The sequence below is a fragment of the Bradyrhizobium sp. A5 genome (assembly GCF_042076515.1).
GTDB classification, from domain to species: Bacteria; Pseudomonadota; Alphaproteobacteria; order Rhizobiales; family Xanthobacteraceae; genus Bradyrhizobium; species Bradyrhizobium cosmicum.
In genome coordinates this window covers 4,639,853-4,653,056 of sequence record NZ_CP148990.1, presented here as the reverse complement: position 1 = coordinate 4,653,056, position 13,204 = coordinate 4,639,853, and the positions used below count along the sequence as shown (strand labels likewise).

At 65.3% G+C, this 13,204-nt stretch carries 12 protein-coding genes; all 12 read left to right on the top strand.

The annotated features are described in order from the left end of the window. Positions 1–110 precede the first annotated feature (110 nt). On the top strand, positions 111–1,424 hold the full coding sequence (locus tag WHZ77_RS22305) for an ABC transporter substrate-binding protein (RefSeq protein ID WP_375309910.1): 1,314 nt from the start codon (positions 111–113) through the stop codon (positions 1,422–1,424). Between the two features lie 86 nt (positions 1,425–1,510). Beyond that, a complete protein-coding gene (locus tag WHZ77_RS22300; RefSeq protein WP_375309909.1) occupies positions 1,511–2,383 on the top strand; it encodes a carbohydrate ABC transporter permease in 873 nt (290 codons plus the stop codon). A gap of 3 nt (positions 2,384–2,386) precedes the next feature. Then, positions 2,387–3,217: a carbohydrate ABC transporter permease gene (locus tag WHZ77_RS22295; RefSeq protein ID WP_375309908.1), complete on the top strand. Its 831-nt coding sequence runs from the start codon at positions 2,387–2,389 to the stop codon at positions 3,215–3,217. A 16-nt stretch (positions 3,218–3,233) separates the two neighbouring features. Beyond that, complete coding sequence (locus WHZ77_RS22290; RefSeq protein ID WP_375309907.1) at positions 3,234–4,241, top strand: ABC transporter ATP-binding protein; 1,008 nt, start codon at positions 3,234–3,236, stop codon at positions 4,239–4,241. A 31-nt stretch (positions 4,242–4,272) separates the two neighbouring features. Then, the gene (locus WHZ77_RS22285) at positions 4,273–5,046 is read left to right on the top strand and encodes an SDR family NAD(P)-dependent oxidoreductase (RefSeq protein WP_375309906.1); all 774 of its coding nucleotides are present in this window, start codon (positions 4,273–4,275) and stop codon (positions 5,044–5,046) included. 38 nt (positions 5,047–5,084) lie between these two features. After that, on the top strand, positions 5,085–6,731 hold the full coding sequence (locus WHZ77_RS22280) for an FGGY-family carbohydrate kinase (protein ID WP_375309905.1): 1,647 nt from the start codon (positions 5,085–5,087) through the stop codon (positions 6,729–6,731). Between the two features lie 5 nt (positions 6,732–6,736). After that, entirely contained in the window at positions 6,737–7,672 is a 936-nt protein-coding gene (locus tag WHZ77_RS22275) for a carbohydrate kinase (protein ID WP_375309904.1), read from the top strand. A gap of 135 nt (positions 7,673–7,807) precedes the next feature. Further along, a complete protein-coding gene (locus tag WHZ77_RS22270) occupies positions 7,808–9,229 on the top strand; it encodes an amidase (protein WP_375309903.1) in 1,422 nt (473 codons plus the stop codon). Positions 9,230–9,313: 84 nt separating this feature from the next. After that, entirely contained in the window at positions 9,314–10,264 is a 951-nt protein-coding gene (locus WHZ77_RS22265; protein ID WP_375309902.1) for an ABC transporter permease, read from the top strand. Further along, entirely contained in the window at positions 10,261–11,154 is an 894-nt protein-coding gene (locus WHZ77_RS22260) for an ABC transporter permease (RefSeq protein WP_375309901.1), read from the top strand. The genes WHZ77_RS22265 and WHZ77_RS22260 overlap by 4 nt, the downstream gene beginning before the upstream one ends. A gap of 2 nt (positions 11,155–11,156) precedes the next feature. Then, positions 11,157–12,167, top strand: coding sequence for an ABC transporter ATP-binding protein (locus WHZ77_RS22255; protein ID WP_375314791.1), 1,011 nt, complete (start codon positions 11,157–11,159; stop codon positions 12,165–12,167). Then, positions 12,164–13,168 (top strand): ABC transporter ATP-binding protein, encoded by a 1,005-nt coding sequence (locus tag WHZ77_RS22250; protein ID WP_375309900.1) that lies wholly within the window; start codon positions 12,164–12,166, stop codon positions 13,166–13,168. Before WHZ77_RS22255 ends, WHZ77_RS22250 begins: the two co-directional genes overlap by 4 nt. Positions 13,169–13,204: the final 36 nt, after the last annotated feature.

Here is a 13,204-nt window from a genome sequence, read left to right as displayed (position 1 = left end):
AAGTTGCGGGAAGGCCCGCGCGCCTGCTTGACAACGCCCTCGTGCTAAGCTGAACATACGCCCAACGCGTGGGCATATGCTCAAAAGCGCGAAGTTATAGGGAGGTCACCGTGAAACACGTCCTCGGCGCCGTCTGCGGCGCGTCTTGCCTGTTGCTGGCCGTCCCCGCGATGGCTGAAACGACCCTGACGATCGCCACCGTCAACAACGGTGACATGATCCGGATGCAGGGGCTGACCAGCGAATTCACCAAGAAAAACCCTGATATCACCGTCAAATGGGTGACGCTGGAGGAGAACGTGTTGCGCCAGCGCGTCACCACCGACATCGCCACGAAGGGTGGTCAGTTCGACGTGTTGACCATCGGCACCTATGAGGTACCGATCTGGGCCAAGAAGGGCTGGCTAGTGCCGCTCGCCAATCTCGGCGCCGACTACGACATCGCCGACCTCCTGCCGAAGATCAGGGACGCGGTCTCCGTCGACGGCAAGCTCTACGCCGCGCCGTTCTATGGCGAGAGCTCGATGATCATGTATCGCACCGATCTGTTCGAGAAGGCCGGCCTGAAGATGCCGGAGAAGCCGACCTGGGATTTCGTGATCGACGCCGCCAAGAAGCTCACCGACAAGAGCGCCGGCGTCTACGGCATCTGCCTGCGCGGCAAGGCCGGCTGGGGCGAGAACATGGCGTTCCTCTCCGCCATGGCCAATTCCTACGGTGCGCGCTGGTTCGACGAGAAATGGGAGCCGCAGTTCAACACGCCGGAATGGAAGACGACGCTCACGACCTACGTCAACCTCATGAAGGACGCTGGGCCTCCCGGCGCGAGTTCCAACGGCTTCAACGAGAATCTGGCGCTGTTCAACGCCGGCAAGTGCGGCATGTGGATCGATGCGACGGTGGCGGCATCGTTCGTCACCAACCCGAAGGATTCAAAGGTCGCCGACAAGGTCGGCTTCGCGCTCGCACCGAACACCGGGCTCGGCAAGAATGCCAACTGGCTGTGGGCCTGGAATCTGGCGATCCCCGCGGGCTCCAAGAAGGCGGAAGCCGCCGAGAAGTTCATCGCCTGGGCGACGAGCAAGGATTACACGAAACTCGTAGCGGCGAAGGATGGCTGGGCCAACGTGCCGCCGGGCACGCGGACCTCGCTCTACCAGAACGATGAGTATTTGAAGGTCGCGCCGTTCGCGAAGCTTACGCTGGCCTCGATCGACGCGGCCGACCCGAACAAGCCGACGGTGAAGCCGGTTCCCTATGTCGGCGTGCAATACGCCGCCATTCCCGAATTCCAGGGCATCGGCACGCAGGTCGGCCAGCAGTTCTCGGCTGCGCTTGCGGGATCGATGACGGTCGATGCCGCGCTCACTGCCGCGCAGACCGCGACCGAGCGCGAGATGAAGCGCGCGGGCTACATCAAGTGAACCCGAGCTCTCCCTGAGCTCAAACTTGCGGCCATCCACCGTCCCTGATGGATGGCCGCCTTCTTCCCGCAAGCGGAGAAGCGTGAATGGCAACCCGGCAGACGCAAATTCTTGCGCGCGCTCTCCTGACGCCTGCGGTCGGGCTGCTGTTCATCTGGATGATCGTCCCGCTCGCGCTGACGATCTATTTCTCGACGCTGCGTTACAGCCTGCTCGATCCCGGCTCCGAGGCGTTCGTCGGTCTCGAGAATTTCCGCTACTTCCTCACCGATCCCGCCTTCCTCGCCTCGCTCCGGAACACGCTGGTACTGGTCGGCTCGGTGCTGGCGCTGACCATCTTGCTCGGCATTCCCCTGGCGCTGCTGATGGACCAGCCGGTGATCGGCCGCAACGTCGTGCGGCTGATGGTAATCGCGCCATTCTTCGTGATGCCGACGGTGAGCGCGCTGGTCTGGAAGAATCTCCTGATGCATCCGGTGTCCGGGTTTTTCGCATGGCTCGCTAAGCTGACCGGGCTGACGCCGATCGACTGGTTCACCGATGCGCCGCTGTTCGCGGTGATCCTGATCGTCTCCTGGCAATGGCTGCCGTTCGCGACGCTCATTCTGCTCACGGCGCTGCAATCGCTCGACGAGGAGCAGAAGGAGGCCGCCGAGATGGACGGCGCCAGCGCGGTCTCGACCTTCATCTACATCACGCTGCCGCATCTTGCGCGGCCCATTACCGTGGTGATCCTGATCGAGACCATCTTCCTGCTCACGGTGTTCGCCGAGATCTTCGTCACCACCGGCGGCGGGCCGGGCCTTCAGACCACCAACATCGCCTTCCTGATCTATTCGCAGGCGCTGATTCAGTACGACGTCGGCACCGCGTCAGCGGGCGGCCTTGTTGCTGTCGTGATCGCCAACGTCGTGGCCTTCTTTCTCGTCCGCATCGTCGGCCGCAATCTGGAGACCTGAAGAATGGCGCGGATGGCAACGACGCAACGGGTGGTGATTTCGACGATCGGGGCGTGGTTCTTCGGCTTCCTCATCTTCTTTCCGATCCTGTGGATGGTGTTGACGAGCTTCAAGACCGAGCTGGGGGCCTTCGCCATCCCGCCGTCCTTCCTGTTCTTCCACTGGACCACGGAAAATTACGTGACCGTGCAGGAGCGCAGCGATTATCTGCACCACGCGATGAACTCGATCATGATCGCCGGCGGCTCGACACTGATTGCGCTCTTGATCGCGATCCCGGCGGCGTGGTCGATGGCGTTCTCGCCGACCAAGCGGACCAAAGATATCCTGCTTTGGATGCTCTCGACCAAGATGATGCCGCCGGTCGGCGTGCTGGTGCCGATCTACCTCATTTACAAGAGCTTCGGCCTGCTGGATTCCCGCATCGGCCTCGTCTTCATCCTGTGCCTCGGCAATCTGCCGATCGTGATCTGGATGCTCTTCACCTATTTCAAGGAGATCCCGCGCGACATCCTCGAAGCCGCGCGCATGGACGGCGCCACCATCGGCCGCGAGCTCATTTACGTCCTCACGCCGATGGCGATCCCGGGTCTGGCCTCGACCATGCTGCTCAATTTGATCCTGGCCTGGAACGAGGCGTTCTGGACGCTCAATCTGTCGACCTCGAACGCCGCGCCGCTCACCACGTTCATCGCGTCCTATTCGAGCCCGGAAGGGCTGTTCTGGGCCAAGCTGTCGGCGGCGTCGACGCTGGCGATCGCGCCCATTCTCGTCCTCGGTTGGTTCAGCCAGAAGCAGCTCGTGCGCGGGCTCACCTTTGGCGCGGTAAAGTAAGAAGGGCTGCCGGATCATGGGTCAGATCGCACTTCAGGACGTGCAGAAGTCCTTCGGCCCGGTGCACATCATCAAGGGCGCCGATCTCGACATCGCGGACGGCTCATTTGTGGTGTTCGTCGGACCATCGGGCTGCGGCAAGACCACGCTCTTGCGCTTGATCGCGGGGCTTGAGGACGTCAGCGGCGGAAAGATCCTGATCGACGGCAAGAACGTGGTCGATACGCCGCCCGCCAAGCGCGGGCTATCCATGGTGTTCCAGTCCTACGCGCTCTATCCGCATATGAGCGTGCGCGGCAACATCGGCTTCGGCCTGAAGATGGCGGGCCTTTCCAAGGACGAGACCAACCGCAAGGTCGAGGCGGCGGCCGCGACGCTCAACCTGACGCCCTATCTCGACCGCAAGCCGCGCGAGCTCTCCGGCGGCCAGCGCCAGCGCGTCGCGATCGGTCGTGCCATCGTCCGCGAGCCCAAGGCGTTCCTGTTCGACGAGCCGCTCTCCAATCTCGACGCGGCGCTGCGCGTGCAGATGCGCATCGAAGTCACGCGGCTCCAGAAGCAGCTCGGCACCACCGCGATCTACGTCACCCACGACCAGGTCGAGGCCATGACCATGGCCGACAAGATCGTCGTGCTCAACGGCGGCAGGATCGAGCAGTATGGCTCACCGCTGGAGCTCTACGAGAAGCCGGCCAATCTCTTCGTCGCCGGCTTCATCGGCTCGCCGAAGATGAACTTTGTCACCGGAGAGCTCGCCGGGCAGCAAGGGGCGACCACCATCGGCGTGAGGCCGGAGCATCTCAAGATCGAGCGAGACGGCGCAGGCGGCTGGCTGGGGACGATCGCGGTCGCCGAGCATCTCGGTAGCGACACCTTTCTCTACGTCGATGCCGGTCCGCTCGGAATGCTGACGGCGCGCTACATCGGCGAATTGAGCCTGCATGCCGGCGACCACGTTTCGCTGGTGCCGGACCCCGCCCGCATCCACCGCTTCGACGAGCGCGGCAACGCGCTTCGAGGCTAACAAGAACCGGCGAGAAAACGGGAGGATGAAAATGTACCTGGAAAAATTCAAGCTGAACGGCAAGACCGCGTTTATCACCGGCGGCGGGCAGGGCATTGGCCTCGGCTGCGCCGAGGCGCTGGCCGAGGCCGGCGCGAAGGTCATCATCGGCGACCGCGACAGCAAGGTCGCCGATAGCGCGAAAGCCGACCTGAAAGCAAAGGGCTACGACATCGAAACCGCGATCATGGACGTCACCGACACCAAGCGGGTCGCGGAAGTCGCCAACGACCTCGTCGCCCGCCACGGCAAAGTCGACATCCTCGTCAACAATGCCGGCATCGCACGCAGCGAGACGCCGGCCGAGACCGTCACCGACGAACATTGGCTCAACGTCATCGACGTCAATCTCAACGGCACCTTCTGGTGCTGCCGCGAGTTCGGCAAGCACATGCTGGACGCCAAGCGCGGCGCCATCGTCAATGTCGGTTCGATGTCCGGTTTCATCGTCAACAAGCCGCAGGAGCAGTGCTTCTACAACGCCTCCAAGGCCGGCGTGCACCATCTGACTAAGTCGCTGGCCGCCGAATGGGGCGCGCGCGGCATCCGCGTCAATGCGGTGGCGCCGACATACATCGAAACGCCGCTCAACGCCTTCGTGAAGAGCAACGCCAAGATGTACGACGCCTGGATTGGTGGAACCCCGATGGCGCGGATGGGGCAGGTCGAGGAGATCGCCTCCGTCGTGCTGTTCCTCAGCTCGGATGCCGCGAGCCTGATGACCGGCAGCATCGTGCTGGTGGATGGCGGCTACACTTGCTGGTAGGCTTGCGTCAAAACTGACGAGAGCGACCGGGAGCGACAATGCCGCGAGCGTATATCGGCGTCGACGTGGGGACCACGAGCACGCGGGCAGGGGTGTTCGACGAGGCCGGCACGCTGCTGGCGAGCGCCCGCCATCCGATCAGGATCTGGCACGAGGCCGGCGATATCGTCGAGCAGTCGTCGTCCGACATCTGGGACGCCTGCGCGAAATCGATGCGGACCGCGATGGCGGAGGCCGGCATCGCGCCGGACAGCGTCGGCGGCATCGGTTTCGACGCGACCTGTTCGTTGGTGGTGCTCGATCCCCACGGCGAACCGGTCACCGTCAGCGCCTCCGGCGACAAGCAGCGCAACGTCATCGTCTGGATGGATCATCGCGCCATTGCCGAGGCGCGGCTGATCAACGAGACCGGAGATGGCATGCTGCGCTATGTCGGTGGCTCGATCTCGCCCGAGATGGAGATGCCAAAGCTGCTGTGGCTGAAGCGCCATTTGCGCACGAGCTTCGACGCGGCCGGTCATTTCTTCGATCTGGCAGATTACCTGACCTGGCGCGCCACTGGCTCGCTGCAGCGCTCGACCTGTACAGTCACGTGCAAGTGGAACTATCTCGCGCATGACGGCGGCGGCTGGAGCGCGCCGTTCTTCCAACGCATTGGCCTCTCGGACTTCGTCAGTGAGAAGTACGCCCGTATCGGTACCGAAATCGTCGCACCCGGTACACGGCTCAGCGCTGGTCTCACGCGCGGGGCCGCCGCCGATCTCGGCCTATCTCCGGGCACACCGGTCGGCGCGTCGCTGATCGACGCCCATGCTGGCGGCATCGGCGCCATCGGCGGCCGGAACGGATCGGGCGGCGCGACCGATGTCTGCGACCGCCTCGCCTACATCATGGGAACGTCGGCCTGCATCATGGCAACGACCAAGGAGCCGTGCTTCGTGCCCGGTGTCTGGGGCCCTTATTATTCCGGCATGGTGCCGGACTTCTGGCTCAACGAGGGCGGGCAGTCCGCGGCAGGCGCGGCGATCGATCATCTTCTCAAGTCGCATCCCGGTTTCACCGAGACGAGCGCGGCGGCGCGGAAACATGGCCTCGACATCATCGAGTTCCTGGAGCGCCGCATCGTCGCGCGTGCCGGTGACGCCAGCCGCGCCGCGCTGCTCGCCCGCGATGTCCATGTCCTGCCCGAATTTATAGGCAATCGCTCGCCTTATGCCGATCCAGATACGCGCGCGGTGATCGCGGGCCTCGATCTCGATACCGATATGGGTGCGATGGAACGGCTGTTCGTTGCCGGCCTGTGCGGGCTCGCTTATGGTCTCGCGGAGGTGATCGAAGCCTTTGCCGCGCACGGTGTCCATTCCAGGATCATGATCATGGGCGGCGGCGCGAGCCGAAGCCCGCTGGTGCGGCAGATCATGGCAGATACCACGGGCCTCACCGTCGCTCTGCCGCAGACAAAGGAGCCGGTGCTGCTGGGCGCCGCGATGTTAGGGGCGGTCGCCGGCGGCGCCTACGCCTCGATCGGCGAGACCATGGCAAAGATGTCTGCGCTGGGCCAGAAGAGCGAGCCAACGGCGCCCGACATGGCTGTCTTTCACGCCCGCAAGCGCAACGTCTACAAGCTGCTGCGCGAGGTCGATCGCTGCAGCCGCGCGGCGATGCGTGATATCGTTAGGGGTTGAGACGGATGCTGATTGCCTGCGGCGATGCGCTGATCGATTTCGTGCCGACGCGAAACACCGAAGGCCGCGAGGCGTTGATGCCCGCTGTCGGCGGTTCCTGCCTCAACGTCGCGATCGGTATGGCGCGGCTGGGCGCGCCGACCGGCTTCGTCGGTGGCATCTCGACCGACCTGTTCGGGCGGTTGATCGCAGACCACGCCGCCGCCTCCAGCGTGCAACTCGGTCTTGCCACCCGCAGCGATCGCCAGACCACGCTAGCTTTTGTGCGCATCGCCGCGGGCGAGTCGAGCTACGCGTTCTACGATGAGGGGACCGCGACACGGAACTGGGCGTACCGGCGAGGGTCGCTTCCATTTGCAGAGGTCGAAGCCGTCCACGTCGGTTCGACCACGCTGGTCGACGATCAAGGCGCCGCTGAGACGAAGGCGCTGATCGCGGACGCGCGGGCATCGTCGACGATCTGCTTCGATCCGAATTGCCGCCCCAATCTGGTCAAGGACAAGCCGGCCTATCTCGCGCGCATGGCCCAGTTCGCCGAGGGCGCCGATCTCGTCAAGATGTCGGACGTCGACTTCGCCTATCTCTTTGGAGCCGAGCCTTACGAGCAGCGCGCCAGCGCGCTCCTCGGGCAGGGCACCAGCCTCGTCGTCGTCACCCGCGGCAGCGACGGTGCGATCGCCTGGCACGCCGAGGCAGGGCTGATCGAAGTCGCCGCGCCGACGGTCGCGATCGCCGATACCATCGGCGCCGGCGACAGTTTTCAGGCGGCGCTGCTGTTTGCCCTGCACAAGCAGGGGCGGCTTGCCCGGCAGCAGCTCAAGGACATCGGCGCCGACGAACTCCGTGTCGCGCTGACCTTTGCCGCCAATTGTGCCGGTCTGACCTGCACCCGTCCGGGCGCCGATCCGCCCTGGAACCACGAGGTTGGCTGGATCTGGTAGCAGAGCCTCCAGACATCCTCCGAGACAGGCATCGTCCGAGATGTCCCGGCGGACTGCGGCCATGCGCCGGCCGAAATGGACAGGTGAGGTGCGCGCTGGCAAGGTCCGCGCGTCCTGACGCGAGCCTGTTCATCCATGAGCAACGATCTCTGTTTCCTCTCCGCCGTCGAGCTGCGCGAACAGATCCACGGCAAGAAGATCTCCCCGGTCGAGGTCACGCGGGCCGTGCTCGCACGCGCCGAGGCGCTCCAGCCCGAGCTGAACTGTTTCATCACGCTCTGCGGCGAGGAGGCGATGGAGGAGGCGCGCGCCGCCGAGCGCAAGGTGATGGCGGGCGAGCCGCTGGGCCTGTTGCACGGCGTTCCCGTCACGGTGAAGGACATCGTCAATACACGCGGCGTGAAGACCACGTTCGGCACCGTTCCTTACAAGGACAATGTGCCGACCGAGGACGCTGTCGCGGTCGCCAAGCTGCGCGCGGCAGGCGCGATCCTGATCGGCAAGACCACGACGCCCGAGTTCGGCAGCAAATGCCTGACCGACTCGCCGCTGTTCGGCCGCACCCGTAATGCCTGGAGCGCGGAGCGCTCTTCCGGCGGCTCTAGCGGCGGTGCGGCGGTGGCCGTTGCAAGCGGCATCGCACCGCTGGCGATCGCGACCGACGGCGGCGGCTCGACGCGGATTCCAGCCGCCTGCAACGGGGTGGTCGGGCTGAAGCAGAGCAACGGCGTGATCGCACACAGCCAGGCGCTCGATGCGTTCGGCAACCAGACCTATGTCACGCCGATGACGCGCGATGTCGCCGACACCGCCCTGATGATGCAGGCCATGGCCGGCGAGGACTCCTGCGACCCCTGGTCGATCGGGGTCCCCGTGCCCGACTTTATCAGCTCCGCCGCCCCGCGCGGCGATCTGCGGGGGCAAAAGATCCTGTTCTGCGCCTCGCCGCCCGGACGGCCGGTGTCCGCCGATGTCGCAGCCAGCTTCAAGGCGAGCCTCGATCGGCTGGCAAGCCTCGGTGCCGAGCTCGAGGAATTTTCCGGCGAGGGGTTTGACGTCGAGCCGATCTGGCGCGCGATCAATCACACCGTCTGGCGCACGCGCTTCGCCAAACTGGTCGCCGAGCATGGCGACGTCCTCAGCGAAGCCTTCGTCAAGCAGGTTGCGCTCGCGACCAATGTCAGCGGCGTTGCCTATCAGGAGGCGATGTTCGCGCGCACCGCGCTGTTCCGTCGCGTGCAATCCCTGCTTGCGCGCGGGAATTTCTTGGCAATGCCGACGATCACCCGCACCGCGCTCCCGATCGACCAGGACCTGTTCGGCACCATCGAAATCGACGGGGCGCGTTTCGACAGCGTCCGGCCGCACTGGTTCCCCTGGACCATGCCGTTCAACATGACTGGCCACCCCGCGATCAGCCTGCCCTGCGGCTTCGGTCGCGATGGCCTGCCGATCGGTCTTCAGCTCGTCGGACGCTTCCGTGCCGACGCGGAATTGCTGCGCGCCAGCGCGCTGTTTGAGGCTTCGCATGACCTTCTGTCCCGCCGGCCCGGCTGAACGGACGCGCGCGCTGCAAAGGGCTTGCGTCCGGCGCCCGGACATGTTGATCGTGCCGCGGATGAGCCCTGAACCCGATCGCGCATGAGCGTCTTTGTCCTCCGACGTGTCCTGACCTTGCTGGCGACGCTGGTCGGCGCATCCGTGATCATTTTCCTGGTGCTGGACGCGCTTCCGGGCAATGCCGCGCAGATGCTGATGGGCGCCGACGCGTCGGCGGATGCGGTCCGTGCGCTCACGGTCAAGCTCGGGCTCGATCAGCCGCTGGCGGTTCGCTATCTGCATTGGATCAAGGGACTGCTGATCGGCGATCTCGGCAACAGCTACGTCTATGGCACGCCGGTCGGCAGCCTGATCGCGGAACGGCTGGTGCTGACCATTCCGCTCGCGATCATGTCCATGCTGATCACGGTGTCGCTGGCGCTGTCGGCCGGCATCTACACCGCCGCCAACCACAACAAGCTCGGCGACGTCGGCGTGATGTCGCTGACGCAAATCGGCATCGCGCTGCCGAACTTCTGGTTCGCGATTCTCCTGGTGCTGTTGTTCTCGGTGCGGCTGCAATGGTTGTCCGCGGGCGGTTTCCCCGGCTGGGAGGACGGCATCTGGCTGGGGATCAAGTCGCTGTTGCTGCCGGCGGTCTCGCTCGCGGTGGTGCAGGCTGCGATCCTCGCGCGCGTCACGCGCTCGGCGGTCCTCGAAGTGCTGCGCGAAGATTTCGTTCGCACCGCGCGTGCAAAAGGCCTCGGCAAGCGCGAGGTGTTGTGGAACCACGTGCTGCGCAACGCCATGATCCCCGTGATGACGGTGATGGGGCTGCAATTCGCCAATCTGCTGGCCGGCACCATCGTGATCGAGAACGTGTTCTACCTGCCGGGGCTCGGCCGCCTGATCTTCCAGTCGATCGCCAATCGCGACCTGATCGTGGTGCGCAACTGCGTGATGTTGCTGGCCGCCATGGTCGTCATCGTCAATTTCGTGGTCGACGTGCTCTATGCCTTCATCGATCCCCGCATCAAGGTCCACGATTTGTGAGCGTGCCCCTGACCAGTTCGGTTGATGCGCCGGTCGTGGTGCGCCGGTCGCCGGCCCGGACCTTCTGGGCCCGCGCGCTGCGCCATCGCAGCTTTGTGCTGGGCGGTGCGCTCAGCCTCATCGTGCTTGCCTCGGCGCTGCTGTCGCTGGTGTGGACGCCGTGGTCGCCCTACGAGATCGACATCGCATCGAAACTGCGGCCGCCATCGACTGCGCACTGGCTCGGCACCGATTCCTTCGGTCGCGACATCGTCTCGCTGCTGCTCGCGGGTGCGCGCTCGACCATCCTGGTCGGAGTCATCGCCGTGAGCATCGGTCTCAGCTTCGGCGTCTGCCTCGGCTTGATCGCGTCGGCGAGGCGCGGCTGGACCGAGGAGATCATCATGCGGTTCTCCGATTTTGCCTTCGCGTTTCCGGCCGTGCTCTCCGCCATTATGCTCGCCGCGGTCGTGGGTCCGGGCATGGTGACCTCGATCGTCGCGATCGGGATATTCCAGATCCCGACGCTGACCCGGCTGACGCGCGGCTCGGCCAATGCGATCTGGGCACGCGAGTTCGTGCTGGCGGCGCGCGCCTCGGGGAAGGGCAAGTTCCGCATCACCATCGAGCACGTGCTGCCCAACATTCTGTCGATCCTGATCGTGCAGGTCACCATCCAATTCGCGCTCGCCATCCTTGCCGAAGCAGCGCTGTCTTATCTCGGCCTCGGCACGCAGCCGCCGCAACCGTCCTGGGGCCGGATGCTGAACGACGCGCAGACGCTGCTGTTCCAGTCGCCGATGCTCGCGGTCTATCCGGGTGCGGCGATCGCCATCGCGGTGCTCGGCCTCAATCTGCTCGGCGATGGCCTGCGCGACTTGCTCGATCCCAGACTGGCGCGGGAGCGGTGATGATGGGCGAGCGCGCCACCACACCGCTGATCGCTGTCGACAATCTCGGCGTGCGCCTCAACACCAGCCGCGGGCCGGCACAGGCCGTGCGCGGCGTCAGCTTTGCGCTGAAGCGCGGCGAGACGCTCGGTCTCGTCGGCGAATCCGGTTGCGGCAAGTCGGTCACGGCGCTGTCGCTGATGGGGTTGTTGCCTGATAGCGCGGTCGTCACCGGCAGCATCAAGCTTGACGGCGGCGAGCTCGCCGGTTTGCCCGATGCGGATTATTGCAAGCTGCGCGGCAATCGCATCAGCATGATCTTCCAGGAGCCGATGACCGCGCTCAATCCGATGCACACGATTGGCCACCAGGTCGCCGAGCCGCTGCGGCGTCACAAGAAATATTCGGCATCGCAGGCGCGGCGGGAGGCGATCGCCTTGCTCGACCGGGTCGGACTGCCAGATCCGGCCAGGCGGATTGATGCCTATCCGCACCAGTTTTCCGGCGGCCAGCGTCAGCGCGTCACCATCGCGATGGCACTCGCCTGTGAGCCGGACCTTCTGATCGCGGACGAGCCGACCACCGCGCTCGACGTCACCATCCAGGGCCAGATCCTCGATCTCATCGCCGATCTCGTCGAGGAGCGCGGCATGTCGATGATCCTGATCTCGCACGATCTCGGCGTCATCGCCGAGAACGTGCAGCGCATGATGGTGATGTATGGCGGCACGGTGGTCGAGAGCGGTCCGACCGACGAGGTGTTCCGCCGTATGGGGCATCCCTATACGCAAGGCCTGTTCCGTGCCCGCCCGCGTCTCGGCGCGCGCAAGGGGACGCGGCTGACGACCATCTCGGGAACGGTGCCGGAGCTTGCCGATTTGCCGGCCGGCTGTACCTTCGGCGATCGCTGTCCTCTGGTCGAGGACAGATGTCGCGCGGCGCTGCCGCCGGTGGTCGAAGTCGGACCCGGGCACGGCGTGCGCTGCGTGCGCACCGATGTCTCGTTGGCCGCGAATGTCGGGGCGCCCGCATGACGGCGACGCCGCTTCTCGACGTGAAGGATCTCGAGCAGCGCTACACGCTGCCGCGCGAAAGCCTGTTTCGTCCGCCGGGGCAGGTACGCGCACTCAACGGCGTCAGCGTACAGGTGGCCGCGGGCAAGAGCTTCGGCATCGTCGGCGAGTCCGGTTCGGGCAAGTCGACCTTTGCGCGGGTGGTGATGGCGCTGGAGCGACCGACGTCGGGGCAGGTTGCGCTGCTCGGGCGCGATCTCAACCGCATCTCGGCCGACGAGCTGCGCCGCGCCCGCCGCGATTTCCAGATGGTGTTCCAGGACCCCTACGGCTCGCTCGACCCACGCCAGACCATCGCACGCATCGTTGCGGAGCCGCTGACCGTGCTCGATGGTGCCGATCGCACCACCTTCCGCGCCCGTGTCTCGGCGGTGTTGCGGCAGGTCGGCCTGCGCGAGGCGGACATGGACAAATATCCGCACGAATTCTCCGGCGGCCAGCGCCAGCGCATCGCGATCGCGCGGGCGCTGATCACGCAGCCGAAGCTGATCGTCGCCGACGAGCCGGTCTCCGCGCTCGACGTCTCCGTGCAGGCGCAGGTGCTGAACCTGATGCAGGACCTGCAGGAGCAGTTCGGCCTCAGCTACGTCCTGATCAGCCACGACCTCGCCGTGGTCGACTATCTCTGCGACGAAGTCGCGGTGATGTATCTCGGCCGGATCGTCGAGCAGGGACGGCCGGAGGATCTGTTCGAGCGCTGTGCCCATCCCTATACGCGGGCGCTATTGGACGCCGTGCCGCGGGCGCGCGCGGGCGGGGGTAGGCGGCGGCGCGGGGCCCAGGCGATCGCCTCGCAATCGGCTGTGACGAGCGGGTGTCCTTATGTCGCGCGCTGTTCGCTCGCCGACCAGCATTGCCGCGAGGTTCCGCCCTTGCTACGCAAGGTCGGCGAGGGCCATCTCGCTGCCTGCCACAAGGCGGAGACGGTGATGGCGTTGCCGCAAGTCGCCATGGAAGGTTAGTATCCCCATGGAATTGGCGTAGGCTGGGAAGCAGAT

Excerpts from the sequence above, each read along its gene's own strand:
- WHZ77_RS22300 (WP_375309909.1), top strand. The coding sequence starts at position 1,511 with ATGGCAACCCGGCAGACGCAAATTCTTGCGCGCGCTCTCCTGACGCCT.
- WHZ77_RS22295 (WP_375309908.1), top strand. The coding sequence starts at position 2,387 with ATGGCGCGGATGGCAACGACGCAACGGGTGGTGATTTCGACGATCGGG.
- WHZ77_RS22290 (WP_375309907.1), top strand. The coding sequence starts at position 3,234 with ATGGGTCAGATCGCACTTCAGGACGTGCAGAAGTCCTTCGGCCCGGTG.
- WHZ77_RS22285 (WP_375309906.1), top strand. The coding sequence starts at position 4,273 with ATGTACCTGGAAAAATTCAAGCTGAACGGCAAGACCGCGTTTATCACC.
- WHZ77_RS22280 (WP_375309905.1), top strand. The coding sequence starts at position 5,085 with ATGCCGCGAGCGTATATCGGCGTCGACGTGGGGACCACGAGCACGCGG.
- WHZ77_RS22275 (WP_375309904.1), top strand. The coding sequence starts at position 6,737 with ATGCTGATTGCCTGCGGCGATGCGCTGATCGATTTCGTGCCGACGCGA.
- WHZ77_RS22270 (WP_375309903.1), top strand. The coding sequence starts at position 7,808 with ATGAGCAACGATCTCTGTTTCCTCTCCGCCGTCGAGCTGCGCGAACAG.
- WHZ77_RS22265 (WP_375309902.1), top strand. The coding sequence starts at position 9,314 with ATGAGCGTCTTTGTCCTCCGACGTGTCCTGACCTTGCTGGCGACGCTG.
- WHZ77_RS22255 (WP_375314791.1), top strand. The coding sequence starts at position 11,157 with ATGGGCGAGCGCGCCACCACACCGCTGATCGCTGTCGACAATCTCGGC.
- WHZ77_RS22250 (WP_375309900.1), top strand. The coding sequence starts at position 12,164 with ATGACGGCGACGCCGCTTCTCGACGTGAAGGATCTCGAGCAGCGCTAC.